Source organism: Pseudomonas sp. D4002 (assembly GCF_013385665.1).
GTDB lineage: Bacteria > Pseudomonadota > Gammaproteobacteria > Pseudomonadales > Pseudomonadaceae > Aquipseudomonas.
Map to the genome: position 1 here is coordinate 37,426 of NZ_JACAPN010000003.1, position 25,268 is coordinate 62,693.

The 25,268-nt window shown below is 63.3% G+C and carries 19 protein-coding genes; 9 read left to right on the top strand and 10 right to left on the bottom strand.

Going from position 1 to position 25,268, the window contains the following annotated elements:
- Positions 1-3: 3 nt before the first annotated feature.
- The 7 genes from HX824_RS01175 to hflK (HX824_RS01205) form a co-directional block, all read right to left on the bottom strand.
- The gene (locus tag HX824_RS01175; protein WP_177054044.1) at positions 4-789 is read right to left on the bottom strand and encodes a DNA-binding domain-containing protein; all 786 of its coding nucleotides are present in this window, start codon (positions 787-789) and stop codon (positions 4-6) included.
- On the bottom strand, positions 780-1,625 hold the full coding sequence (locus tag HX824_RS01180) for a DUF692 domain-containing protein (protein WP_177054045.1): 846 nt from the start codon (positions 1,623-1,625) through the stop codon (positions 780-782). The genes HX824_RS01175 and HX824_RS01180 overlap by 10 nt, the downstream gene beginning before the upstream one ends.
- A gap of 66 nt (positions 1,626-1,691) precedes the next feature.
- Entirely contained in the window at positions 1,692-1,943 is a 252-nt protein-coding gene (locus HX824_RS01185) for a hypothetical protein (protein ID WP_003213503.1), read from the bottom strand.
- Positions 1,944-2,050: 107 nt separating this feature from the next.
- Positions 2,051-3,946, bottom strand: coding sequence for a cation-translocating P-type ATPase (locus HX824_RS01190; protein WP_177054046.1), 1,896 nt, complete (start codon positions 3,944-3,946; stop codon positions 2,051-2,053).
- On the bottom strand, positions 3,943-4,977 hold the full coding sequence (hflK, locus tag HX824_RS01195) for a protease modulator HflK (RefSeq protein WP_003213508.1): 1,035 nt from the start codon (positions 4,975-4,977) through the stop codon (positions 3,943-3,945). Before hflK (HX824_RS01195) ends, HX824_RS01190 begins: the two co-directional genes overlap by 4 nt.
- Complete coding sequence (hflC, locus tag HX824_RS01200; protein ID WP_177009123.1) at positions 4,974-5,972, bottom strand: protease modulator HflC; 999 nt, start codon at positions 5,970-5,972, stop codon at positions 4,974-4,976. The genes hflK (HX824_RS01195) and hflC overlap by 4 nt, the downstream gene beginning before the upstream one ends.
- A gap of 9 nt (positions 5,973-5,981) precedes the next feature.
- Positions 5,982-7,913 (bottom strand): protease modulator HflK, encoded by a 1,932-nt coding sequence (hflK, locus tag HX824_RS01205; RefSeq protein WP_177054047.1) that lies wholly within the window; start codon positions 7,911-7,913, stop codon positions 5,982-5,984.
- A gap of 184 nt (positions 7,914-8,097) precedes the next feature.
- Here hflK (HX824_RS01205) and HX824_RS01210 point away from each other — a divergent pair, with 184 nt between their 5' ends.
- The 6 genes from HX824_RS01210 to HX824_RS01235 are packed head-to-tail and all read left to right on the top strand — an operon-like array spanning position 8,098 to position 13,785.
- Complete coding sequence (locus HX824_RS01210) at positions 8,098-8,721, top strand: CDP-alcohol phosphatidyltransferase family protein (RefSeq protein ID WP_003213515.1); 624 nt, start codon at positions 8,098-8,100, stop codon at positions 8,719-8,721.
- A 10-nt stretch (positions 8,722-8,731) separates the two neighbouring features.
- Entirely contained in the window at positions 8,732-10,486 is a 1,755-nt protein-coding gene (locus HX824_RS01215; RefSeq protein ID WP_177054048.1) for a bifunctional alpha/beta hydrolase/class I SAM-dependent methyltransferase, read from the top strand.
- 3 nt (positions 10,487-10,489) lie between these two features.
- Positions 10,490-11,788: a phosphatase PAP2/dual specificity phosphatase family protein gene (locus HX824_RS01220; RefSeq protein WP_177054049.1), complete on the top strand. Its 1,299-nt coding sequence runs from the start codon at positions 10,490-10,492 to the stop codon at positions 11,786-11,788.
- Positions 11,778-12,221, top strand: a complete 444-nt coding sequence (locus HX824_RS01225; protein WP_003213520.1) for a hypothetical protein — start codon at positions 11,778-11,780, stop codon at positions 12,219-12,221. Before HX824_RS01220 ends, HX824_RS01225 begins: the two co-directional genes overlap by 11 nt.
- Before the next feature lie 9 nt (positions 12,222-12,230).
- Positions 12,231-12,851: a 1-acyl-sn-glycerol-3-phosphate acyltransferase gene (locus tag HX824_RS01230; protein WP_003213522.1), complete on the top strand. Its 621-nt coding sequence runs from the start codon at positions 12,231-12,233 to the stop codon at positions 12,849-12,851.
- 1 nt (position 12,852) lies between these two features.
- A complete protein-coding gene (locus HX824_RS01235; RefSeq protein ID WP_003213523.1) occupies positions 12,853-13,785 on the top strand; it encodes a phosphatidate cytidylyltransferase in 933 nt (310 codons plus the stop codon).
- Between the two features lie 254 nt (positions 13,786-14,039).
- Here HX824_RS01235 and HX824_RS01240 read toward each other — a convergent pair whose 3' ends face one another.
- Positions 14,040-14,513 carry an Lrp/AsnC family transcriptional regulator gene (locus HX824_RS01240; RefSeq protein ID WP_032899927.1) on the bottom strand — a complete coding sequence of 158 codons (474 nt, stop codon included), beginning with the start codon at positions 14,511-14,513 and terminating at the stop codon, positions 14,040-14,042.
- 145 nt (positions 14,514-14,658) lie between these two features.
- Here HX824_RS01240 and HX824_RS01245 point away from each other — a divergent pair, with 145 nt between their 5' ends.
- From HX824_RS01245 to pbpC, 3 genes are all read left to right on the top strand, one after another.
- Positions 14,659-15,288: a LysE family translocator gene (locus HX824_RS01245; protein WP_177054050.1), complete on the top strand. Its 630-nt coding sequence runs from the start codon at positions 14,659-14,661 to the stop codon at positions 15,286-15,288.
- 79 nt (positions 15,289-15,367) lie between these two features.
- The gene (locus tag HX824_RS01250) at positions 15,368-21,211 is read left to right on the top strand and encodes an alpha-2-macroglobulin (RefSeq protein WP_177054051.1); all 5,844 of its coding nucleotides are present in this window, start codon (positions 15,368-15,370) and stop codon (positions 21,209-21,211) included.
- Positions 21,192-23,489, top strand: coding sequence for a penicillin-binding protein 1C (gene pbpC / locus HX824_RS01255; RefSeq protein WP_177048270.1), 2,298 nt, complete (start codon positions 21,192-21,194; stop codon positions 23,487-23,489). The genes HX824_RS01250 and pbpC overlap by 20 nt, the downstream gene beginning before the upstream one ends.
- Here the strand turns inward: pbpC and HX824_RS01260 are convergent, their stop codons facing one another.
- Positions 23,490-24,656, bottom strand: a complete 1,167-nt coding sequence (locus tag HX824_RS01260; protein WP_177054052.1) for a hypothetical protein — start codon at positions 24,654-24,656, stop codon at positions 23,490-23,492.
- On the bottom strand, positions 24,653-25,234 hold the full coding sequence (locus tag HX824_RS01265; RefSeq protein WP_003213535.1) for a LemA family protein: 582 nt from the start codon (positions 25,232-25,234) through the stop codon (positions 24,653-24,655). Before HX824_RS01265 ends, HX824_RS01260 begins: the two co-directional genes overlap by 4 nt.
- Between the last annotated feature and the right edge of the window lie 34 nt (positions 25,235-25,268).

Sequence of the window (25,268 nt, forward strand, 5' to 3'; positions counted from 1 at the left end):
TTTCTATGGTGCCCGCCGCTGGAGCAAACCCTCCTGGACCCACTGTTTCAGCCAGGTAACCGCTTGCAATGGCGCGCCCTCCTGGTAAGTGACTGCCAACTCGGCACACAGTTCGGAAAAACTCCAACCGTTGGCGACCATGCCTGTCAGCGCGCAGGCTTGCGCCGGTTCAACGCTGCGGTATTGGCAGACATTCTGATGGCGCCAGACCAGGCACACCTGCGCCAATGGCAGGGCTTCGCTGCCGGGAAAGTCCCACTCGCCCTTGCTCGCACGCCAGATGCCCAGGCTGTTGAAATCACACAGCACCTGCTGCACCGAGGGCACCAACTGCACCTGCAGCCCAGGCCAGTCTTCGGGCGGCAGCGTTGCCATGTCTTGCAGGGTCAACGGCTCGCCCTGCGGTGCATCAAAGGCCAGGGTGAATGCCCATTCGAGCCGCGCCAGCTCGGCAGGCGCGAAACCTTGCTCGCCATAATGCTCAACGATAAACCCGGGGAACCGCTCGCCAAACCAGCGCAGGCTGTAATGGGCCGAGGGATAACGGCAGATATAGGCCGAACCCAACGCTGCAAACTCCTCGTCCCCCAGCCAATACCAGACGGCGCTGAAGTCATCGCGCAGCACTTCCTGCAATCGGGCGTGATAAGCGTTGTGGTAAATCGCCAGGCCCGTCTCGACATCCAGGGTCGGACCGCCGATCAAGGTGGCGCTGAAGCTGTTGCTGGCAGTGGAAGACTCGGCCAGCAAATGCCGCTCAAAGGCCAATTGCCAATCGATCAGGCGCATAACGCTCTCCTGTCCAGCGCGCTCGCGCCCAGTTCGCGGGCCTTGTTCAACTCGTCGAGCATCTCCTGGAAAGGCGGGAAATGGTCATCGCGTTCGAGCAAGGTCGAGACTGGCCCGAGGTGCTCCAGGGTCCGCTGATACAACGCCCACACCGGATCGCATACCGGATGGTCATGGGTGTCGATCACGTAGTCGCCGTAATCCATATGCCCGGCCAGGTGCAGTTGGCGGATGCTTTCGGGCGGCAGGTTGCGGATAAATTCCCAGGCGTCGAACCCGTGATTGCGCGAGCTGACGTAGACGTTATTCACGTCCAGCAGCAACTGGCAGCCGGTGAGATGGGTCAGGGCGTTGAGAAATTCCCACTCGGTAAACTCATCCGCCTTGGAGCGCACGTAGCTGGAGACGTTTTCCAGCACGAACGGACGCTGCAACACATCCTGCACCTGCCGTACGCGAGCGGCGACGTGGTACAGGCTTTCTTCGGTGTAGGGCAGCGGCAGCAAGTCATGCAACTGGTGCGCGTTGCCACGGCTCCAGCACAGGTGATCGGAAATCCACGCCGGCCGGATGCGCTCGGAAAGCTGCTTGAGTTGTTTCAGGTAATCGGTATCGAGGGCATGGGGCCCGCCGATAGACAGGGACACGCCATGCATCACCAGGGGATAACGCTCGGCTATCGCATCCAGGTAGTACAAGGCCTTGCCGCCCTGCACCAGATAATTCTCGGAGATCACTTCGAACCAATCCACAGCCGGCGATTGTTCAAGGATCTGCTGGTAGTACTCGCTGCGTAGACCCAGGCCGTAACCCAGACTCGGAAGGGAAGCGGACATAAAAACACTCCTGGGGAAAGTGTCCGCAGCGGAGGGGGGCCCGCTGCGGTTGCACTCGGTTGTCGGTTATTCGCCGACTTTGCCGCCTTTCTGATCGCACATCGCCTTGCTCATCGACAGGAAGCCCTGGCCTTTGCAAGAACCCATGCCTTTGCAGGCGTGGTCTTTGGTTTTGCAGTCGTTCTGGCCTTTGCAGGCGTTGACGCCATAGCAATGGACCTGGGCGTCTGCTGCCTGTACCTGAGTGGCAACACCGGCAAACATGCCAGCAGCGGCGATAGCGAGGGCGGCACCAGCAGCAGCGGATTTGATGTTCATTGTGTATTCCTCATGATCGGTAGTGGAGCCGGTCTGAACGGATTGTTCAGTCTCGACATAGCACTAGAGTGAGGTACCCCCATGGCGTTACAGCACGACTGAAAAATTTATTCCTCGAGTTTCAATAACGGCTCCTGGAACCGCAACAGACGCCCCGCATTGCCCAGCACCAGCAGCGTACTGAGGTTGTGCAGCACCGCCGCAATCATCGCGCCCGCCGCGCCCAGCCAGCCAAATGCGGCGAACACCACGATGGCCAGCGTCCAGCCCAGGCCGATGATCACGTTGACCTGCAGCGTGTGCCGGCACTGGCGGCTCAAGCGTACGCACGTGCCCAGGCGCCGCAGGTCGCTGCCGATCAGCACCACGTCCGCCGATGCCAGCGCGATATCCGCCCCGCCCGCGCCCATCGCCACGCCGACCACACCCGCCTTGAGCGCCAACGAATCGTTGATCCCGTCGCCCACCACCATCGGCCGGAAACCGCTGCCGATTTCCCCCAGCACGCGATTGAGTTTGTCCTCCGGCAAAGCCTGGGCTTCGACGTCGCTGATGCCCACTTCCAACGCCAGGCTGTCGGCCACGCTCTGGCGGTCGCCGGTCAGCAGCAGTTGGCGCCCCAGGCCCAATTCACGCAGCTCTTTCATCGCCTGGCGCGCTTCAGGTTTCACGCTGTCCGCCAGCAACAGCCAGGCAAGGAACTGCCCGTTCAACGCAAGCCCGGCAATGGGGCCGTCGTGATTGGGGACCGCCGTGGCCGTGATGCCCAGTTGCTCAAACAATTCCGGCCGGCCGAGGGCGGCTTCGCCCTGCCCGGTCTGCGCGACCACACCGAGGCCCTGGCGCTCGCGAATATCCGACAACACCAGCATCTGCTCTTGAGTCGCCAGCCCCGCCAATGCCCGGCTGACCGGGTGGCTGCTGGCCGAGCCGAGGCTGGCCGCCAGGTTGAGCAGCACTTGCCGATCCGGCTCGCGGGTGTCGATGGACTGCAAACGCAGGGTGCCAAACGTCAGGGTGCCGGTCTTGTCGACCACCAGCGACGTCAGGTCCGCCAGCTCTTCGAGAAACGCCGAGCTGCGAATCAGAATGCCGTGACGCGCCGCCACCGCAATGCCCGCAATCGCCGTGGCCGGCGCCGACAACACCAAAGCACACGGGCACGCCGCCACCAGCACCGCGAGCATCGCCTGGGCGTCATTGGTGACAAACCAGGTGACCGCCGCCAGCAACAGCACCAGCACCATGTAGCTGCCGGCGTAACGCTCCAGCAACCGGGTGATCGGCGGCTTCGAACGTTCGGCGCTCTGCATCAGGGCGATGACTTTGCCCAGCGTCGACTCATTGCCAGTGCGGGTCACTTCCAGGCGCAGCAAACCGTCGAGGTTGATCGCGCCACCAAACACCTGCACGCCGACACTCGCTTCCAGCGGCACCGATTCACCGGTAATCGGCGCGGTGTCCAGGCTGGCCTGGCCCGACAGCACCACGCCGTCAGCGGGCACGCGGTCACCGGCGCGCACTTCGACGATATCGCCGGTCTTCAGGATGCCGTTGTCCACTTCCAGGATCGTCCCGTCCGCCTGCACCAACCGTGCGTGGCTACGGGTCAGCTTGCCCAGGGCATGAATCGCTTCCTGGGAGCCGATGACGCTGCGCTCTTCCAGCACATGGCCGAAGATCATGATAATCGGCAGCAGCGCGGCGGTCAGCAGGTCACCGGTAGCCCAGGCGCCGAGCATCGCCAGCGCAATGAGTTGGTCGGTGATGCCATGCAAACTTGGATACCGCAGGCTGTACCAGGCCGAGCGCATCACGGGCACGGCCACCAGCAATGAGGCGACGCCCAACAGCAGTTGGCTCACGCCGGTCTGGTCCGGCGCCAGCCAGCGCCATACCAGGCCCAGGCTGAGCAGGCCCAGGGCGAGCATCGCCAGGGTCAGTTGCCGGGCGGCGCTGCGTTGTTCGGCCGACGAGAGCATCGGGGCTGCGTGGGCGGTCATTGTTCGGCTCCCTGAATGATCAGGCGGGAATCGTCTTTAGGGTCAACCGTGGTCACGGAGCCGGCCTGCCCGAGAATCTTCGGCAGGCGTTCGCGGTACAGGCGCAGCAACAGGCCTGGGTCTTGGACCTGGGCCAGGCTGGCGACGGTAGCGGTTTGCGCCTGGGCGTTGGACAGCCGTTCGCTGGCCTGGGCGTGAGCCACTTGCACGGCGCGGTCGGCGTCCTGGTTGGCGGTCTGGGTAAGTTTTTCGGCGTCGGTGCGCGCATTGGCCACCGCCTTGTCGGCTTGCTGGCTGGCGGTCAGCACTGCGTTGAAGGCATTGACCGCCGGGCCCGGCAAGCTCGATTGCACGTCGACCCGGGTGACTTCGATGCCCAGGCCAAGGCCGGTGGACGCCAGGTCAGCCAGGCGTTGATTGATGCCGCGCACCAGGTCGCCACGCAGCCGTTCGCGGCGTTCGGCGGCCTGGTTGTCGGCGCCGATCAACTCGGGGCGCGCCACCAGAATCGTGTCCAGATCCCGCGCCGCAGTCAGCACCACGGCGCTGCGAGTGACCAGTCGATCCAGCGCGGGCAGCACGTGATCGCCCTGCAACACAAACGCATAGGGTTCGGTGACCTTGTAGAAGACCCGCACATCCAGTTGCACCACGCCGGCATCGCCGGTCAGCAGGTAACCGGAGCCGGCCAGGGCATCGCTCAGCGGTGTGGCAAAACTGGCCACGCGATCGGCTTGGGTGGCCGCATCGGAACGCAGCAGGTTTTCCACCCGGCGCTCAATCACCCGGTCCGCGGCGGGCAACAGCACCACTTGCTCGAACGGACGCGGCCAGGCCAGCAGCAGCCCGGCATTCTGGATCCGGTCCAGCGCACCGAAGTGCAACACCACGGCGCGGTTCTGCGGGTCGATCTGGCGCACGTTGGAAAACGCCCACGCCAGCGCGGCCAATACCGTCACCGCATACAGCGCCAGGAACGTCAGCCGTCCAGCCTGGATCCACGGGCTGTCGAGGCTTTCCCGCTCACTCATGGCTGGACATCCTTCGGCCCATCCACCAGCGCGCGGAAAGGCGCGGCGTCGGTGCGCAGGATGATCTTGGTGCCCGGCGTGACCACTGTGCCAAGGGTGTCGAGGGAACGCAGCAGGTTGTACAGCTGCGGATTGCCGGCGTAGGCACGGCCATAAATCTGCGCCGCTTCGACTCGGGATTGCGCTTCGATGTCGGCGGCTTTCACCGTGGCGTCGGCCTGGACGATCCGCGCATCACGCTCGGCGGCCGAACGAATCTGCGCCGCTTCACGCTTGCCCACGGCGGTGCGTTCCGTGGCGATGGTCTCGCGCTCGGCGCGCATGCGGTCGACGGTGGCGGCGAGGGTCACCGAGGGCAAGGTCAGCCGTTCAACGCCCACCTGCACCACACGCACGCCATAGGTGGTGAGCAATTGTTGATCAATCTGCTGGCGCAACTGCGCTTCAAAATCGGCAATGCGCACCTGGCTGGCATCGGTGTTCACCAGGTTGGCCAGGTCGAAACTGGCGGCGGTGGTTTCCAGCGCCGAGCCGACAAAGGTGCGAATCTGCCGCGCCGCTTCATCCGGCTGGTTCTGCACCGCACGCATAAAGCGCTGCACGTTGTCGGGATCGCCCTGCACCTGCCAGGCCACGTAGGCCTGCACGATGATCCGCAGGCCATCGCGGGTGCCCACATCCTGCAAACCGCTGGAGGTGGTGCGCAGGCGCAGGTCCACCGGAATCGCCGCCTCGAACGGCGCCGGCCAGCGCCATCCCAGGCCCGGCTCCAGCAATACCCGCGACGGGTTGCCGAAGCGAGTAATCACCGTGGCTTCACCGGAACGCACCTGCACCAGGCTCGCCGCGGCCACCGCGAACAGCACGAGCAATACCGCCCAGCTCATACGCCGCCAGGGGAACGGGCCGGCTTCGTGCTCATCGCCATGATGGTGATGATGGTGGCCGTGGTGGTGACCATGGCCTGCGTGATCGTGAGAATGAGCGCTCAACAGATGAACTCCTTATTGAACGGCTTTACGCGGCACCGCAGGGTCGGCCGGTAAGGTAAAGGAACGCAGATCGATGGTCGGTGCGCCACTGGCGCCCAGGCGATGATCAAGAATGAGTAACTTGGCGTGGGCCAGGCCCTGGCTCAGTTGGCTCAGGTACTGCTCCAGCACGAAGGCCTGGCCGGCTTGTTGATAGGCCTTTTGTTCGGCGCTGAAGCGCAGGTCCGCCGCTTGGGCGCCGGCGCTGACTTCATGGGCCGTGGCCTGGGCCTGGTCACGGGCGGTACTGGCTTGCAGCAACGCCTGGTTGGTCTGCTCACTGGCAGCGCCGCGCTCCCGGGAAATCAGCGCCTGGGCGCCGATCTGCGCAGCTTGCACCGCGTGGTAGGCATTCGCCGCACCGGAGGGCGGGTGAATGGCTTCCACCACGGTGGCGAGAATTTCCACGCCGCTGTCGAGTGTCTTCAGGTCCGCTTGCACTGCCTTGCCAATTTCATCGGCGAGGCTGTTGCGTTCTTCACCCAGCAATTCATCGAGGGTTCGCGAGGCAAACTCGTGCACCAGGATGCGGCTGGCGGTGCTGCGGATCAGCGTGGGCACATCGGTGCTGTTATAGGTGGCGGCGAGTGCGGCCTGGTCGGTCAAGCCGATGCGGTACACGAAGCGCACGTCCATATTGACGATCTGGAAGCTCTGCTTGTCGCCGCTGCTGCTGGCGATCACCTGGGATTTGTCATTTACATGGCTGGCGTCCCACAGGCGATTGGCGATCAGCGGCGCCGGGCCCTCGGCCGGAGCGACGTCGGTGTTTGCCGCTTCGCCAACGCTGGTGGCCAGCTCATGGACCACGCCGTTTTCCACGTTCAGTACGCGACCCAGCGGCCACGGCAAACCGGCATGCAGGCCAGGCCCGAAGACCTCCACCGGCTTGCCAAAGCGTTCATAGATCCCACGGCTTTGCAGGGCGACTTCATGCACGCCGGTCAGCAACCAGCCTACGGCCAGCACCACCACCAGCACTGGCAGGAATGCCCGGCGCATATAGGTGAAGGCCCAGATCTGCCGCAGGTCGATGCCGAAACGGTTGTGCAGTTCGTGCTGCAAGGCGAGCAACGGTTGCGGCGGCCAGCGCAGCATCCCGGCGATAAAACTTTGCGCCATCAGGCGCGGTTCAAGCCGCCCCTGGCGCGGGCTGAACAGCGACAGCAGGCCTCTTAGTAGAAACTCCAGCGCCACCAGGGCCGGCAACAGACCGATCAACACGGCCAGGCGCAATGGCCACACGGACTCTTCACCGGCAAACAGCAGACAAATCGCACTGATCACCAGGCAGATAATCGCCACCCGGCTCAGTTGCGCCAGTTGCACCGCTTCCGGCCATTGGGCGGTGCTTTCCTGGGCCATGCGCCGTTCAAACACCAGCAAGCCGAACGCCAGTGCCAAGGCAATGGCGGCGCCCACACTGGCAGCCTGGCCCAGCGCCGCGGCGGGCAAGGTCAAGCTCCAGAATTCCAGAACGCTGAAGAATGCCAGCAACGACCAGCCGCACAGCCAGAACACCGGTGCGCCAATCTGCACCAGCAAGCCGTTACCGACGCGACCGAACTGGCGGTTTAGCCAGCCAGGTTCTTCTTGTGGCAGCGGCGGTTCGATCAGCCGTGCAGCCGGCTCCTCCAGCGCCATGGCCCGCCAATCCGCGACCCACCACGCCGATTGCAAGCCAGCCACCAGCACCAGCAACGCCGAGGCGCAGTTGATCAGCACCACCGGCCAGATCGACAGCGGGGCGAACAGCGCCACAAACAGCGCCAGCATCCAGCCGCCGACCGCCAGCACCGTCAGGCCAATGCCGGCCTGCCTTAACCGGCGGGCATGAAACAACCCCTGCTGAAAACGCGGCAGCCCTTCGATGGCCACGTCATCAGCGTCTAGATCCACTCGCATCCCCAAACGCCCACCCAGAAACAATTAGTTACTCTATAACCCGAAGCGTGAAATTTTTGTTTGGTTTCACACAGATAGTGACGAAAGCCCCAGAAACACGAGCCATCACTGGTTTCAGCGGTGATAAATCGGCACACTCCCCAGAGTTTTTCGCGGGCTTACGGACAAGGAAGCGTCACTCCCCATGATTTCGATCTATCAGCTCAAACCGCGTTTTCAGAACCTGCTGCGCCCGCTGGTGCAGCGCCTCTACGACAACGGCACCACCGCCAACCAGATCACCGTGCTGGCCGGGGTGGTTTCCCTGCTGGTGGGATTGCTGATTGCCGGCTTCGCACAACATGTGTGGCTGTTTGCGCTGATCCCGCTGTGGATGATCCTGCGCATGGCCCTCAATGCCATCGACGGCATGCTCGCCCGGGAATTCGGCCAGCAGTCGCGACTCGGCGCCTACCTCAATGAACTGTGCGACGTGATCGCCGACAGCGCGCTGATCCTGCCGTTTGCGCTGATCCCCGAGGTCAGCCTGGCGCCGGTGCTGCTGGTGACGCTGCTGGCGGTGTTCAGCGAATACGCCGGCGTGCTCGGGCCGATGGTCGGGGCCTCGCGGCGCTACGACGGCCCGATGGGCAAGAGCGATCGGGCATTTGTGCTCGGGGTGCTGGCCACCGGCGTAGCGCTGGGTTGGCTGGGTGCCGGTTGGGTCGAAGCGGTGATGTGGCTGGTCGCCGCCTTGCTGGCCTACACCCTGGTCAACCGCGTGCGCCAAGGCTTGAAAGAAGAAACGAACACCTCCCCTTCTGCATAAGGATTTTGCGATGCGTGAACAGCAAGAGCACACCTTCAGCACCCATGACGGGGTGGAGCTTTTCTACCGTCATTGGCCCGCCACCGCACCCGCGGGCTTTGCGCCGCGCAAGGCGATCTTGCTGTTCCATCGCGGCCACGAGCATTCCGGTCGTATCGCCCACCTGGTGGACGAGCTGAACCTGCCGGAGTTCGACTTCTTCGCCTGGGACGCCCGTGGCCACGGCCAATCCCCCGGCGCGCGCGGCGACAGCCCGAGCTTCGCCACCAGTGCGCGGGACGTGCAGACTTTCGTTGACCATATCGGCAGCGCCTACAACATCGAGGAAGAACACCTCGCAGTGATCGCCCAAAGCGTCGGCGCGGTGATCGCGGCCACCTGGGTGCACGACTACGCGCCGAAGATTCGCTCGCTGGTACTCGCCTCCCCCGCATTCAAGGTCAAGCTCTACGTGCCCTTCGCCCGGCCGGGCCTGGCGTTGATGCGCAAGTTTCGCGGCAACTTTTTCGTCAACAGCTACGTCAAGGCCAAGTTCCTGAGCCATGACCCGGAGCGCGTGGCGTCCTACGACAGTGATCCGCTGATCACCAAAGCCATCTCGGTGAATGTACTGTTGGGCCTGTACGAAGCGGCCGACAGGGTTGTAGCCGATGCCCAGGCAATTCAGGTACCGACCCAACTGCTGATCTCCGGCTCGGACTTTGTGGTGCACCGCAAACCCCAGCAGCAGTTTTTCGACCGCCTCGGCAGCTTGAAGAAAGAGCTGCACATCCTCCCCGGCTTCTTCCACGACACCCTCGGTGAACGTGACCGCGCCGTGGCCTTGAGCAGCGCCCGGCGCTTTATCCTGCAGAATTTCGAACGCCCGCTGGACCGCGCCAACTTGCTGGACGCCGACAAGATCGGCCTGACCTGCGCCGAATCCGAATCCCTCGCCGCGCCGTTGCCACGCAACTCCCTGCGCGACCTGTACTGGCGCATGACCCGCGCCAGCATGGGCCTGGGCAGCAAACTGTCGGATGGCGTGAAGCTCGGTTTCGACACCGGCTTCGACTCCGGCAGCACCCTGGACTACGTGTACCGCAACAAACCCACCGGCAAAGGCGGGCTGGGGCGGATGATCGACACCAACTACCTGAACTCCATCGGCTGGCGCGGTATTCGTCAGCGCAAGTTGAATGTGGAAGAGCTGCTGCGCCTGGCGATGGCCAAGCTGCGGGACGAGCAGCGGGAAGTGCGAATCGTCGACATCGCCGCCGGGCATGGTCGGTACATTCTGGAAGCCTTGCAGGGCGTTTCGCCGTTGCCGGAATCGATCCTGCTGCGGGACTACAGCGACATCAACGTGCGCGACGGTGGCGCGCTGATTCGTGAAAAAGGGCTGGGGGATATCGCCCAGTTCGTCAAAGGCGATGCATTTGACCGGGCGGACCTTGCGGCGCTGGAACCCAAGCCGACGCTGGCGGTGGTATCCGGGCTATATGAACTGTTCGCGGATAACGCGATGGTCGGTGGCTCGCTCGCGGGCTTGGCCGAAGCCGTGGAGCCCGGTGGTTATCTGGTGTACACCGGCCAACCGTGGCACCCGCAACTGGAACTGATCGCCCGCGCCCTCACCAGCCACCGCCAGGGCCAGGCCTGGGTAATGCGCCGGCGCAGCCAGGCGGAAATGGATCAACTGGTGGCAGCCGCCGGTTTCCGCAAGATCACCCAGCGTGTGGATGAGTGGGGGATTTTCAGCGTGTCCCTGGCACAGCGAGTCTGACCCATGCGTGAACCGGGCCTGTTAAAACCGGCGGTGCTGTGGCTGCTGCTGTTAGCGCCGCTGTTTTTCAGCACCTACGGCTTTGCCACGTGGGTCACCAGCCAGCGCAGCGATGTGGGCACGATGGTGTTCGGCTGGGAAACCCATATCCCGTTCTGGGCCTGGACCATCGTGCCCTACTGGTCGATCGACCTGCTCTACGGTTTCTCCCTGCTACTGCCAAGCACCCGCCATGAACTGAAACAACATGCCTTGCGCCTGCTGACGGCCCAAGTGATTGCCGTCACCTGCTTCCTGATCTGGCCCTTGCGCTTCACCTTTGAAAGGCCGGCGCTGGACGGCGTGTTTGGCTGGCTGTTTGCGGTACTCGCCGGGTTCGACAAGCCGTTCAACCAGGCGCCGTCATTGCACATCGCGCTGCTGGTGGTGCTGTGGATAATGTATCAGCGGCATAGCCAGGGCCTGTGGCGCTGGCTGGTGCATGGCTGGTTCGCGTTGATCGGCCTTTCGGTGCTGACCACTTATCAACATCACTTTATTGACTTACCCACAGGCGCCCTCGCCGGCTGGCTGTGCGTGTGGCTGTGGCCGCTGGAACATCCGAGCCCGCTGCTGAATGCCCAGCTGACCAGGGACCGCCAGCGTTGGCGGCTGGGGCTGCGCTATGGCTTCGGGTCGCTGGTGTGTTTGATCCTGGCGTTTTCCCTCGGCGGCGGCTGGTTGTGGCTGCTTTGGCCGGCGGTATCCCTTGGCTTGATGAAGGCGAATTACCTGGTACTGGGCGTTTCGGGATTTCAGAAACGCGCCGACGGACGACTCACTCCGGCGGCGCGCTGGTTGTTGGCGCCTTATCTGGTGGCCGCCTGGATCAATTCCCGCCTGTGGACACGTAGACATCCACAGCCCGATCAGGTTGTGGATAACATTTGGCTGGGGCGAATTCCCACCAGCGGTGAGCTGGGATCATTCAAGGCGGTGGTCGATCTGTGCGCCGAATTGCCGATTAATCCACAGGGTCGCGCCTACTACAGCCTGCCAGTGCTCGACCTGACGGCGCCCACTGCAGCGCAATGCGTGGAAGCCGCCCAAGCGATAGAGCGGCTACGCTCAGCCGGACCTTTGCTGGTGTGCTGCGCCCTCGGTTACTCACGCAGCGCCACCGCCGTGGCTGCATGGCTGCTGCATACCGGGCGCGCAGGCAATGTCGACGAGGCGGTGGCTATTATTCGTACAGCACGCCCACGTGTGGTCCTGCATTCCGCGCACCGTGAAGCCCTGGAGGGTTTAGCCCATGCCCGCTGATATGGAATTACAGGTCGTCGCCAGCCTGCTGCGGCGGGGCCGTTCCCTGGATCAGTTATCCACAGGCCTGACCTTGCTCGGCGTACTGTTCGGCCTCGCTCAACTGCTGATGGCCAGCATCACGCCGGTCTGCCTGATCCTCAGCCTGTGGATGATTGTGCTCGGGCTGCTGGAAAAATATTGGGCGTTGCGGGTGGCCTTCGACGCCGACCTGTTCGCCCTGCTCGCCCGCGACACCGACCGCACGCCCGACTTCGACCAGGCCATGCAAACCCTTGGCCTGCAATCCGCCAAACGCGCAGGCCGCCCCTGGACCGAGCGCCGTCGCGGCGCCCTGAAACTGTTGCGCAAGCAAGCCTACCTGCTGGCGGCGCAAGTGCTGCTGACCGTGGCCGTCATCCTGGCCAGCCCCTGGCTGCCCTTCGCCGGATAAGGAATCCCCATGTTCGAACCCGTGGTCGCCACCCTGATTACCTCCATGGCCCGCACCGTCACCGGCGCCCGCAGCCTGTGGCTTGGCTGCGCGCCGGTGCCGGTGCAACGCATCTACTACGCCAACCACAGCAGCCACGGCGATTTCGTGCTGCTGTGGGCCTCGTTGCCGCAGAACCTGCGTAAATTCACCCGCCCGGTGGCCGGCAGCGACTACTGGAACACCAGCGCCCTGCGCCGCTACATCATCAACCGGGTGTTCAACGGCGTGCTGATCGACCGCGAGCGCAAGGACCCTGTGGATAACCCCCTGGCGCCGATGCTTCAGGCCCTGGAAAACGGCGACTCGCTGATCATCTTTCCCGAGGGCACGCGCAACCTGGAAGACGGCCTGTTGCCGTTCAAAAGCGGGCTGTATCACCTGGCCAAGAGTTATCCACAAGCCGAATTGATCCCGGTGTGGATCGCCAACCTCAACCGGGTCATGCCCAAGGGCCGTGTGCTGCCGCTGCCCTTGCTGTGCACCACCAGCTTCGGCGCACCGCTGCAACTGGAGGACGGCGAAGACAAGGCGCTGTTCCTGGCCCGCACCCGCGACGCCTTGCTCGCCCTTGCCCCGGAGCATTCCTGAGATGGATAGCCAAACCCTGATGTTGTTCGGCGGGATCGGCGCGATCCTCGTGCTCGCCTCGCTGATCGGCCTGATCCTCAAACTGCGCACCCGTGGCACACCCAACGCGGTGATCGACAACCTCAACGCCCGCATCAATGCGTGGTGGGTGATGGTGGTGGTGATTGGCATTGCGTTCTGGCTCGGCACCGGCGCGGTGATCCTGCTGTTTTACGCCGTGTCGTTCTATGCGCTGCGGGAATTCCTCACGCTCACACCCACCCGGCGAAGCGATTACCCGGCGCTGGTGGCGGCCTTCTACCTGGCGCTGCCACTGCAATACCTGCTGATCTACTTTGACTGGTACGGGCTGTTCTCGATCTTCATCCCGGTGTACGTGTTCCTGCTGCTGCCGATCCTCGCGTCACTGGGCGGCGACAGCACGCACTTCCTGGAACGGGCGTCGAAGGTGCAATGGGGGCTGATGATCGCGGTGTTCTGTGTGTCCTTCGTGCCGGCGCTGCTGACCCTGGATATCGTCGGCTACGAAGGCCGCAACCTGCTGCTGATTGCCTACCTGGTGATCGTGGTGCAACTGTCGGACGTGCTGCAGTACGTGTGCGGGAAGCTGTTCGGCAAACACAAGATCGCGCCCAACTTGTCGCCGTCGAAAACCGTAGAAGGGTTTGTTGGCGGGATTTTGCTGTCGTCGCTGATTGGCGCGGCGCTGTGGTGGACCACGCCGTTCAACCCCTGGCAGTCGTTCCTGATTGCGCTGTTGATCAACCTGCTGGGGTTTGCGGGCGGGATTGTGATGTCAGCGATCAAGCGCGACCGCGGCGTGAAAGATTGGGGGCACATGATCGAAGGGCACGGCGGGATGCTGGATCGGCTGGATTCGGTGTGTTTTGCCGCGCCGATCTTCTTTCATCTCGTGCGCTACTGGTGGACCTGACGACCACCTCCCTCCCCAAATCCACACAACCCCAGTGGCGAGGGAGCTTGCTCCCGCTGGAGTGCGCAGCGCTCCCAAGATTTTGGGGCCGCTACGCAGCCCAGCGGGAGCAAGCTCCCTCGCCACAACAAGCGTCCTTATCTGATCGTTCCCACGCTCTGCGTGGGAATGCATCCGGTGACGCTCCGCGTCACGACTTTAAAGCGGACGCGGAGCGTCCAGGGCGGCATTCCCACGCGGAGCGTAGGAACGATCTAGCCGGGAAGGTGACTCAGCGGCAATGCCCCGGGCGTCTTCACCGTCTGAATCGCGAAGTTGCTGCGGATATCACTCACCCCCGGCAACTTCAACAAGCTCCCGGTCAGGAACCGTTCATACCCGCGCAAGTCCGGCACCACCACTTGCAGCAGGAAATCCGACTCCCCCGACACCAGAAACGCCGAAATCACCTGGGGCAGCGCCGTCACCGCCAACCGAAACGCCTCCGCCTGCTCGTCGTTATGCCGCTCCACTTTCACCCCGACAAACACCGTCAGCCCCAACCCGACTTCATCCCGGTCCAGGCTTGCCTGGTAACCACGAATCACCCCGGCCTCTTCCAGCAGCCGCACACGCCGCAAGCAGGGCGAGGCCGACAGGCCAATCTCGTCCGCCAGTTGCACGTTGCTCAGCCGGCCATCCCGTTGCAGGGCTTCAAGAATCTTGCGGTCAAATGCGTCCAGCTTCAGATTTGGCATAAGTGAAATGTTTCGCCCGAAAAAAGTGGCAGATTGTGCCAGGACTAGACGCTTTTCCGGCTGACTACGCAAGCACCTGCCCCGGCCTTCACCCCTAAAATTGCCCTACGAATCACCTACCGCAAGGGGCAGGCACATGGCAGAACTCTGGTTGTTTTTAGTCGCGTTGGCAGTGGTGTACCTGCTGCCCGGCCCGGACATGATCCTGCTGCTGCAAACCGGCGCCCGCCAGGGCAAGGCGATGGCACTGGCAACCGCAGGCGGCTTGGGCCTGGCGCGAGCCTGCCACGTGGCGCTGGCGGGGATGGGCCTGGCGACCCTGTTCAAGGTCGCACCCTGGACCTTCGATGTGGTGCGCCTGGGCGGTGCGGCATATCTGCTGTGGATCGGCGTGCAGTGCCTGCGCTCAAACCTGCTGCCCAACCTGAACGCCGAGCACAGCACGGCGCCGGCGCATGCCTGGCGCGAAGCCTTCCAGCGGGGTTTGCTGACCAACCTGCTCAACCCCAAGGCGCTGCTGTTCTGCTCCGTGCTGCTGCCGCAATTCATTGATCCACATGGCGCATCGGTGACGGCGCAGTTTGCGCTGTTGGGGGCGATGCTGGTGGCGGTCGGCCTGGGATTCGACAGTTGCTATGGATTGGCCGGCGCAAGAATCGGCCGCTGGCTGGAACGCAGCCCGTCCGCCCAGCGCCTTCAGCAATGGCTGTTTGGCAGTCTTTTGATCGGTTTTGCGATACGCCTCACCTTCGTACAGCAAGCCTGAGCTTTGCGGCGCATTTGCCGTCATCTTTTGTATCAAAGAGACGTGTAAGATACGCGACACATTGCCAGGGATGCTCACCATGTTTGATTCGTTAAAAGCGACCAGCCGCCGTTTTTTCGGCGCCTTGATCTCAGTGGTGAGTGTTCTGTTCAGCGCCGTTCGATGGCTGGCGCGCAGCCTGTTCGGCCAGTGGCAGCCGCCGCGCTGGCTGCAAGCCACAGGCAACGGCCTGGTCAACGTCGGCCACAAGGCCCGGACTTATCCGCGCCAGGCTGCGGGCGGCGCGCTGGCCCTGGTACTGGTGCTGGCCGCGGGCTTTTACGGCTGGCACTGGTATTCCCACCTGCCACAGCCCCACACCGTGGGTTATTCGCTGCACAAGCCCAACCTGACGGATTACACCCAGCCGCAGCCGGTTGTGGATAACTTGCAGGTACGCTTCGCCGAATCCGTGGCCCCGCTGGCGGCCATCGGCAAGCCGGTCACCGAAGGCATCACCCTCAAGCCTGCCATCGCCGGCGCCTGGCGCTGGGCGGATGACCGCAGCCTGGTGTTCACCCCGGAAAAAGACTGGCCCGTCGACGCCCACTACACCATCGACCTGGCCAAGAAAACCCTGTTGGCCGACGGCGTACTGCTCAGCCAATACACCAGCCAATTCTCCACCCCGCCGTTCCGCGCCACCTTGACGCAAAACGAGCTGTACCAGGACCCGAGCAACCCGACGCAGAAACAGCTGGTAGCGACCTTCCACTTTTCCCACCCGGTAGACGAAGACAGCGTACGCAAACGTGCCTCGGTCACCCTCGGCAAAGGCTTGGCCTACCGCGATGCGCAACTGCCCAATCGCCCGGAAATCACCTTCGACGAACACAAGCTCAACGCCTTTGTGCGCTCTGCCGCCCTGGCCACACCACTGGAAAGCACCCCGGTCAGCGCCAAGCTCGATGAAGGCCTCAAGGCCCGTGATGGCGGCAATCCCAGCTCGGCGCCGCTGGTGGCCGAAGTCACCGTGCCCGGCCGCTATCGCCTGACCTTTACCGGCGCCGAAGTCAGCTTTGTCGACAACGAGCGCGGCGAACCCGAGCCGGTGTTGATGTTCAGCAGTTCCAGCGCCGTGGCCGACGAGACCATCGCCAACAAGGTGCAGGCCTGGATGCTGCCGGAAAAAGCCGAGGACGATACCCGCCCCTGGAACCTGCAAGACATCGACGACAAACTGCTGGCCAGCAGCACCAAGGTCAAGCTGACCCACGTGCCGAGCGTCGAACCGCTGAATACCCTGCACGCCTTCAAGTTCAAGGCCCCGCCGGGCCGCGCCCTGTATGTGCGGGTGCCGGCCAACCTGGAAGCCATCGGCGGCTACCTGGCGAAAAATCCGACAGCCTCTCTCGTGAGCATGCCGGCTTATCCACGCACGCTGCAGTTCCTGTCCGACGGCGCCCTGCTCAGCCTCACCGGCGAAAAACGCCTGGGCTTCATGGCCCGTGGCGTACCCGGCGCCCATGTGGAAATCGCGCGCCTGCTGCCCAACCAGTTGCAACACCTGGTGGACCAGAGCAGCGGCAGCTTTGCCCGACCGAATTTTGCCAATGACTACTTCGACCGGATGGTGGAGCGTCAGAGCCTGGACATTCCGCTGTCGGCTGGCGACCCGTCGAAAACCGTCTACGACAATGTCGACCTGAGCAGCTACCTGACGGCCAACGGCGGCCGCCGGGGGATTTTTGTGCTCAAGCTGAGCCCGCAGGACGACCCGGCTGATCGCACCTTCGACTACTCGCGCAACACCACCAGCGACCTGCGTTTCATCGTGGTCACCGACTTGGGCATCATCGCCAAGCGCTCCAGCGATGGCAGCCACGATGTGTACGTGCAGTCCATCGGCAACGGCTCGCCGGTGTCCGACGCCCAGGTCGATATCATCGGCCGCAACGGTTTGCCGGTCGCCAGCGGCCATACCGACGCCGAAGGTCACGCGCACTTCGCCAAGCTGGATGAACTGCGCCGTGAGAAAACGCCGTTGATGTATGTGGTCAGTCGCGGCAATGACCAATCCTTCCTGCCGATTGCCCGTCAGTCGCAACAGCTGGATTTGTCACGCTTTGATGTAGGCGGCCTGGAAGAGGACGGTGCGATCAATCGCCTCAGCGCCTACCTGTTTACCGATCGCGGCCTGTACCGGCCCGGCGAGACCGCGCACCTGGGCATGATCGTGCGCAGCGGCGACTGGAAAGGCGCCCTGCAAGGCCTGCCGGTTGAGTTGCAGATCACCGACCCCCGTGGCCTTGAGGTGATTCGCCAGCCGTTGAAACTGTCGGCCAGCGGTTTTGAAACCTTCGATTTCCCAAGCAGCGAAGTAGCCCCATCCGGCGATTACACCGCGACCCTGCAACTGATCGGTGAGAAGCAGCGTCGTACCGACCTGGGCAGCGTCAGCTTCAAGGTCCGCGACTTTGAACCGGACCGGATGAAAGTCAGCCTGAGCCTGCACGATACACCGGTGCTGGGCTGGATCCCGCCGGACCAGGTGGTGGCCAAGGTCACCGCGATGCACTTGTTCGGCGCTCCGGCGGCGGGTCGTCGCATCACGGCGAAAATGTCTCTGAGCCCGACGCTCGCGGCCTTTGCTCGCTACCCGGATTACCGCTTCCGCCTGAATGACTCGCTGGAAGAAGCCAGCTCCGAAGACCTGGCCGAAACCACCGTCGACGACAATGGCCAGGCGGTGCTGGACCTGAACCTGCAACGCTTCGCCAACAGCACCTACCGCCTGCAAGTGATGACCCAGGTGTACGAAGCCGAAGGCGGTCGCAACGTCGCCGCACAAAGCGCATTGCTGGTGTCGGCGGCGCCGTACCTGGTGGGTGTGAAGAGCAAGGATTCGCTGTCTTTCGTCGCCAAGGACGCCCCGCGTGAAGTGCAATGGCTGGCCGTGGCGCCAGACCTTACGCCAGTCGCAGTCGACGGCCTGACCAGTGAAGTGGTCGAGCACCGCTACGTCTCGGTGCTGGTGAAGCAATCCAACGGCACCTACAAATACGAGTCGCGCATCAAGAACATCAGCCAGCCGGCCTCGCCGCTGGTGATGACCAAGGACGGCGCCAAGCAAACCCTGAACACCGGCACCCCGGGCGATTTCACCCTGCAACTCAAGGACGCCAACGGCAACCTGCTGAACCAGATCGACTACAGCGTCGCCGGCCGGGGCAACACCTCGCGCTCCCTGGAGCGCAACGCCGAACTGCAACTGCGCCTGGATAAACGCAGCTACGCCACCGGTGATGAGATCGCCATCAGCATTCGCGCGCCGTACACCGGCGCCGGGTTGATCACCATCGAGCGGGACAAGGTCTACACCCAGCAGTGGTTCAAGGCCGACAGCACCAACAGCGTGCAACACATCCGCGTTCCTGCGGGGCTTGAGGGCAATGCCTACGTCAACGTGCAGTTCGTACGGGACATTGGTTCGTCCGAGGTCTACATGAGCCCGCTGTCCTACGGCGTAGTGCCGTTCAGCATCAACCTCGACGCGCGGCGCATGGCGCTGAAAGTCGAAGGCCCGGCGAAGATCGAGCCGGGGCAGACCCTGGATATCAAGGTCAACGCCGACCGCCCTGGCCGCGCAGTGGTCTACGCGGTGGACGAAGGCATCCTGCAAGTGGCGCGCTACCAGACGCCGGACCCGTTGGGCTTCTTCTTCCAGAAGCGGGCGCTGGAGGTCGGTACCAGTCAGATTCTTGACCTGATTCTGCCGGAATTCAGCCGCCTGCTCAGTGGGGCAGCGCCGGGTGGCGATACGGAAGGCGCCCTGGCCAACCACCTCAACCCGTTCAAGCGTAAACATCAGCCACCTGTGGCCTGGTGGTCTGGCCTGGTGGACTTGCCGGCCGGTGAAACCGTGCTGCACTACCAGGTTCCGGACAGCTTCAATGGCAAGTTGCACCTGTTTGCGGTGGCCGTGGACAGCGACAGCGTGGGCGTCAGCGAGGCCAACACCGAAGTGCGCGGGCCGCTGGTGATCACTCCGAACGTGCCGGCCTTTGTCGCACCGGGGGATGTGTTCAGCGTCAGCGCCGGGGTGTTCAGCAACCTGGACGCGGCGGCGGACGTGAAGTTTGAAGTGCAGACCAGCGATGGCCTGCAGGTGCAAGGCGACAAGGCCAGCACCCTGGCCCTGCAACCGCGCAAGGAAGGTGTTGCCGAGTTCAAGATCAAGGTTGGGGAAACCCTAGGCTCGGCCGACTTGCGCTTCGTCGCGGTGCTGCCGGATGGCAAGCGTATCCAGGTGGCGGAAACCACTTCGATCCGACCCTTGAGCGAGCATCGGGTGGCCCTGAGCCTGGGCCGTTTCGACAGCGCCAGCAAAGAGCTGAAACCGACCCGCGAGCTGTTCAGCCAGTTGCGCGATGTGCAGTTGGGCGTCGCCGCTTCGCCGCTGGTATGGGCCAACGGCCTCAAGCATTACCTGGATGACTATGGCTACGCCTGCACCGAGCAATTGGTGTCCAAGGCCATGCCGGCGTTGATCTGGGGTGGTAACGCGCCGGAGGCCGAGCAGGCCTTCAGCGGTGCGGTGCGCATGCTGCGTCAACGGCAGAACCAGGCCGGCGGTTTCGGCTTGTGGGCGGCCAACCCGGATGTGGCGCCGTATGCCAGCCTGTACGCCACCGACTTCCTGATCGAAGCCAGGGAGCGCGGGCTGCCGGTGCCGGAAGACCTGCTGCAACGTTCCAACGCGTACCTCACCGACCTGGCCAACGGCCCGAGCGAAGGCCTGTCGGAATTGCGCAACCGCGCCTACGCCAGTTACCTCCTGAGCCGTCAGGGGATTCTGGTGAGCGGCGCCTTGAGCGATATCCGCGAGCGCTACGAAAGCTACTTCAAGGACACCTGGCAGAACGACATTGGCGCGGCGTACCTGGCTGCCAGCTACAAGCTGCTCAAGCAGGATCGTCAGGCCGATACCCTGTTCCGCAAGGTGCCGTGGCTTTCCCTGTCGGATAAATGGAACAGCGACGGCCTGTATTACGACCCGCTGGTGCACGACGCCGAGCACCTGCATTTGCTCGCGCGGCACTTCCCGGAAATGCTCGACGATGTGCCGACAAGCCTGCTGGATAAACTCGGCAAGCGTCTCAACGAGCAACGCTACAACTCGCTGTCGGCGGCACTGTTGCTGCGGGCCCTGGACAATTACGGCCAGCGCGCCCAAAGCGACATGAACCTCAAGGCCACCGCATGGCTCAGCGACAAGCAGCAACAGTTGTTGCAGATGGCCGGCCAGCCGCCACGTGCGGCGGTGCCTGCCGGTACGCAAAAACTGCAGATGGAAAAATCCGACGGCCCGGCGGCGTTCTACATGCTGAGCGAAGCCGGCTACGACAAGGGCGCCAACCTCAAGCCAATCAACAGCGGCCTGGAAATCATCCACGAATACCTCGACCTCAAAGGCAACCCAGTCAGCAAGGTCGCGGTAGGTGATGAGTTCCTGGTGCGCCTGCGCTTGCGGGCTACTGACCGTGATCAGGTGCAACAAGTGGCCGTGGTCGACTTGCTGCCAGGCGGTGTCGAGCCTGTGTATAACCTGCCGCCGGAGCCGGAAGCGGCCAGCAGCGAGGAAAGCGAAGGCGACGATTCGGAGTACGTTGAAACCAGCGAAGACACCGAAGAAGCCGACGCCTGGCAGGCGCCGATTGGCGAGACCGACTTGAGCAACTGGCAGCCGGACTACGTCGACGTGCGTGATGACCGAGTGGTGTTGTACGGCACCGCGCTGCGGGATGTAGGCACCTTCGTGTACCGCGTGCGCGCCACCAACGCCGGTACCTTCAATACGCCACCGGCCTACGCCGAGGGCATGTACGAAACCACCCTGCAAGGACGCGGCAAAGTAGGCCAGCTTGAAATTACCAAGCCTTAAAAGCCTGACGCCGCTGCTGGCAGCGGCGTTGATTCTGGCGGGGCTACGGTTGTGGCCCCACGCGCCGCTGGAACAGGCAGCCACCTCCTCACGGGTGGTTTTGGCCGATGACGGTTCGCTGCTGCGCATGACCCTGGCGGCTGACGGGCAATATCGCCTGTGGCTACCCCTGGAACGGATTTCTCCGTCACTGGTGGAGGCGTTGCTGCTCAAGGAAGACCGCAACTTCTACTGGCACCCCGGTGTCAATCCCCCGGCGTTATTGCGGGCGGCCATGGCCACCTATAGCGGCGGCCAGCGTCAGGGCGGTTCGACCCTGAGCATGCAACTGGCCAGGCGCTTGTGGGATCTCAATACTCGCCAAGTGCCCGGCAAGCTGCAGCAGATGGCCCTGGCACTGTGGCTGGAGGCGCGTTACAGCAAGCACGACATCCTTGAGGCCTACCTCAACCTGGCGCCCATGGGCGGCAATATCGAAGGTGCCGAAGCGGCCAGCCGGATCTATTTTGGCAAGTCAGCGGCGCAGTTGTCCTTGTCGGAAGCCCTCGCGCTGGCCGTGATTCCCCAGCAACCGGGTCGTCGGGCGCGCTTTGGGCCTTCCCTGCAAACCGCCCGGCAACGGCTGATGGCCGACTGGCGGGAAACTTATCCACAGGACCCGCGTAACGACAGTTTGCTGGACCTGCCGCTGGAAGCCCGCAACCGCCAGCAGATCCCGTTTCTCGCGCCGCACCTGAGCGAACAGTTGCTGGCCTCGCAAACCGGCAATGAGTTGAACAGCACCCTCAACCTGGCGCTGCAACAATTGCTGGAACGGCTGATCACCGGCTTCATCGCCGAGCGCCGCAGCAGCGGTGTGGAAAACGCCACGGCGATCCTGATCGACAGCCGCGACCAGAGCGTAAAAGCCCTGGTGGGCTCGGCAGACTACTTATCCACAAGCATCCACGGCCAGGTCAACGGCGTGTTGTCGCGGCGCTCGCCGGGCTCCACCCTCAAGCCATTCCTGTATGGGCTGGCGCTGGACCAAGGGGTGATCCACCCCATGAGCATCCTCAAGGACATGCCGAGTAACTTCGGCTACTTCCAGCCGGAAAATTTCGACGGCAGTTTTGTCGGTCCGGTGACAGCCCGCGACGCGCTGATTCGCAGCCGCAATATTCCGGCGGTGTGGCTGGCCAGCCAAACCCGCTCACCGTCACTCTACGGATTGCTGCAACGGGCCGGGATCAAGGGCCTGCGCGGCGAAAGCCATTACGGCTTGGCGCTGGCCTTGGGCGGCGGCGAGATGACGCCCGAGGAGCTGGCGCGGCTGTATGTGATGCTGGCTGGTGACGGGCATTTGCGGCCGCTGCGCTATTTGCAGGAACAGCCGCAAACCACTGGCGCCCAGCTACTCACGCCGCAGGCCGCGTTTATGGTGCGCGACATGCTGCGGCGCAACCCGCGCCCGGACGGGCTGCCGGGGCGCCACTGGCGTACGGCCTGGAAGACCGGCACGTCCTGGGGTTTTCATGATGCATGGAGCGCCGGCCTCGTAGGCCCGTACGTGCTGGTGGTGTGGGTGGGCAACTTCGATGGCCGTCCGAATCCTGAGTTTATCGGTGCGAAAACTGCGGCACCGTTGTTCTTCCGTATCGCCGACGCCCTGCCGCTGGCCTTGCCCAATGTGGTGATCAAACCCGACAAGCCGCCCGCCGGGCTGATCCGCATTGACGTCTGCGCGGCCTCTGGTGACTTGCCCAACCGTTGGTGCCCACGTACCCGCAAGACCTGGTACATCCCCGGCGTGTCACCGATTCGGGTGTCCAACCTGCACCGCCCGGTGCTGATCGACACCCGCACCGGCAAGGCCGCGTGCCCGCCGTTCGACCCGCAGTACACCCGTGAAGAAGTCTTCGAGTTCTGGCCCAGCGATGTGCAGCGGCTGTTCCGCGCCGCCGGACTGCCCCGGCGTACGCCGCCCAATGTGCAGAAAAGCTGCCAACCCAACCGTGTCGGCGATCAAAGCGAAGCGCCACAGATTCGCTCGCCGCTGACCCAGGTCAGCTACCACCTGCGCCTGTCCCAGCCCCAGGAAAGCATCCCGCTGAACGCCAACGCGGCCAGTGATGCACTGACGCTGTATTGGTTCGCCGACCAGACCCTGATCGGCCAGGGCCCGCCGCAAACCACGCTGAACTGGCGGCCGGGTAAGTCGGGGGAGTACCGGTTGCGGGTGACTGACGATCAGGGCCGCAGCGCCAGCCGAGGCTTGAAGGTTGAGTTTGTACCCTGATCAGGCGTCCTCGTCGCCTAAACCGGCAGTGCCGGCATCTTTTGCGAAATGCTTGTACGCCACCCCTAGCTTGCGTTGCTCAAAGATCGAAAACACCAGGGTGCCCAGCAGAATCATCATCCACACCAGGAACACCTTCATGGTGTCCACCTGGGCCACCACCAGCAGCAAGGTCACTACGCCGCCAATCACCATGCCCAGGCCCATCCAGGCGCCCAGCACGCGGCCTACCGCCAGGCGCATGCCCGTGGGCAGCAAGAGCCGCAGCGCGAGCAACACCACAAACATCGTCAGCAAGAAGCCAAACGCGGCCATGAAAGGAATCACGAAGCCATTGTCACGGTACAACCAGGCCAGAAACCGATAGGCGGGATTCAGCTCTGCCATTTGCTGGTAGGTGGCGGGGCCCGGCAAATGCAGTTGGGCAAAATGTTCCGGCGTCATGGCCATGATGCCGACGCCGATCAAACCCACCACCACCGCGTAGAAACCACCGGCGCGCCACAGCGGCGCCAGCACACGGCGGTTTTCCACCTCCTTGGTCTCGGCCAGGCCGAACACCGCGTCAGGTTGCCGGCCCTGGGCAATCACCGTCTTGCCCGCACGCTCGCAGGCGTCGCCAATCAGCATCACCTGCATATCCTGGGTGAGGAGCAGTTCGCCCTGGCGGCGGGAGCTGCTGATCCATTCATGGTCGTCAGGGCGCTTCTTGCCGAACAGGTCGATACCCTCGGCAATCACTGTCACTTCACCGGTGGCGTCCTGCAGGCGGAAGTCATTGCAGCGAGCCTCGGCCGAGACCTGGCTCCAGCTCCAATCGCCATCCTTGTCTTTGGTGCCTTCTTCGATGACCCACACGTAACCCGCGCAAGGCTTGCCGTGGACCGGGGAGATCAGCGGCGAGTCGACGATCACCTTGCCGTTCACCTCCACCAGCCCCATGGCCAATGAGCGTATCTGGCTGGTGGCCAGGCGCTGTTCGGTGCGATAGAAATTGGGGCCGAAGCTGGCCAGCAGTCCGATCAGGATGCACACAGGAAAAAACAGCGCCACCAGGATCGTCGGGGCGTAGACCATCAGGCCAATAAAGCCGGCGAGAAAGACCAGTGCCACCAGGGTTTTCCACACTGTTTTTTTTGTGACAACCCCTGCCTGGGTGGTTTTCATGCCCCCGGCACCTCAAGCTTCACGCCGTCGTAGCGGGTTTCTTCGGCGCTGATGGCCAGCAGCGGAATGCGCTGATAGCCGAGCATCTTGGCGAAGAACAGATCAGGAAAAATCGCGATGGCGATGTTGTAGAGGTTGACCGACTCATTGAAGAACTCGCGACGGTCGGCGATGCGTTCCTCCACTGCCGAGATCGCCTGCTGCAACTCGACCATGTTGGGGCCGGAGATCAGCGTCGGATAATTCTCGGCCACTGCAATCACCGACTTGAGCGCCGTATTGAGCTGGTTGGAGGCATCGACTTTATCGGTGAGGCTGCTGGCGTTGAGGTACGCGGTGCGGGCGTCGCTGAGGCGGGTGAACAGCGCGTTCTCATGGTTCATGGCGGTTTGCACCACGCGCATCAGGTCGGGAATCTGGTCTGCCCGCTGCTTGAGCAGCACGTCGATGTTGGCGAAGGCTTTATCCACATCGTTGCGGCGCATCACCAGGCCGTTGTAGACCCCCACCAGCCAGCCGACCAGGCCGACGACAATAATCAGCACGACGATACCGGCGATCAGCAGTTCGATGTTCATGGCGGCGGCATTCCCTGGCTAGTTATCCACAGGG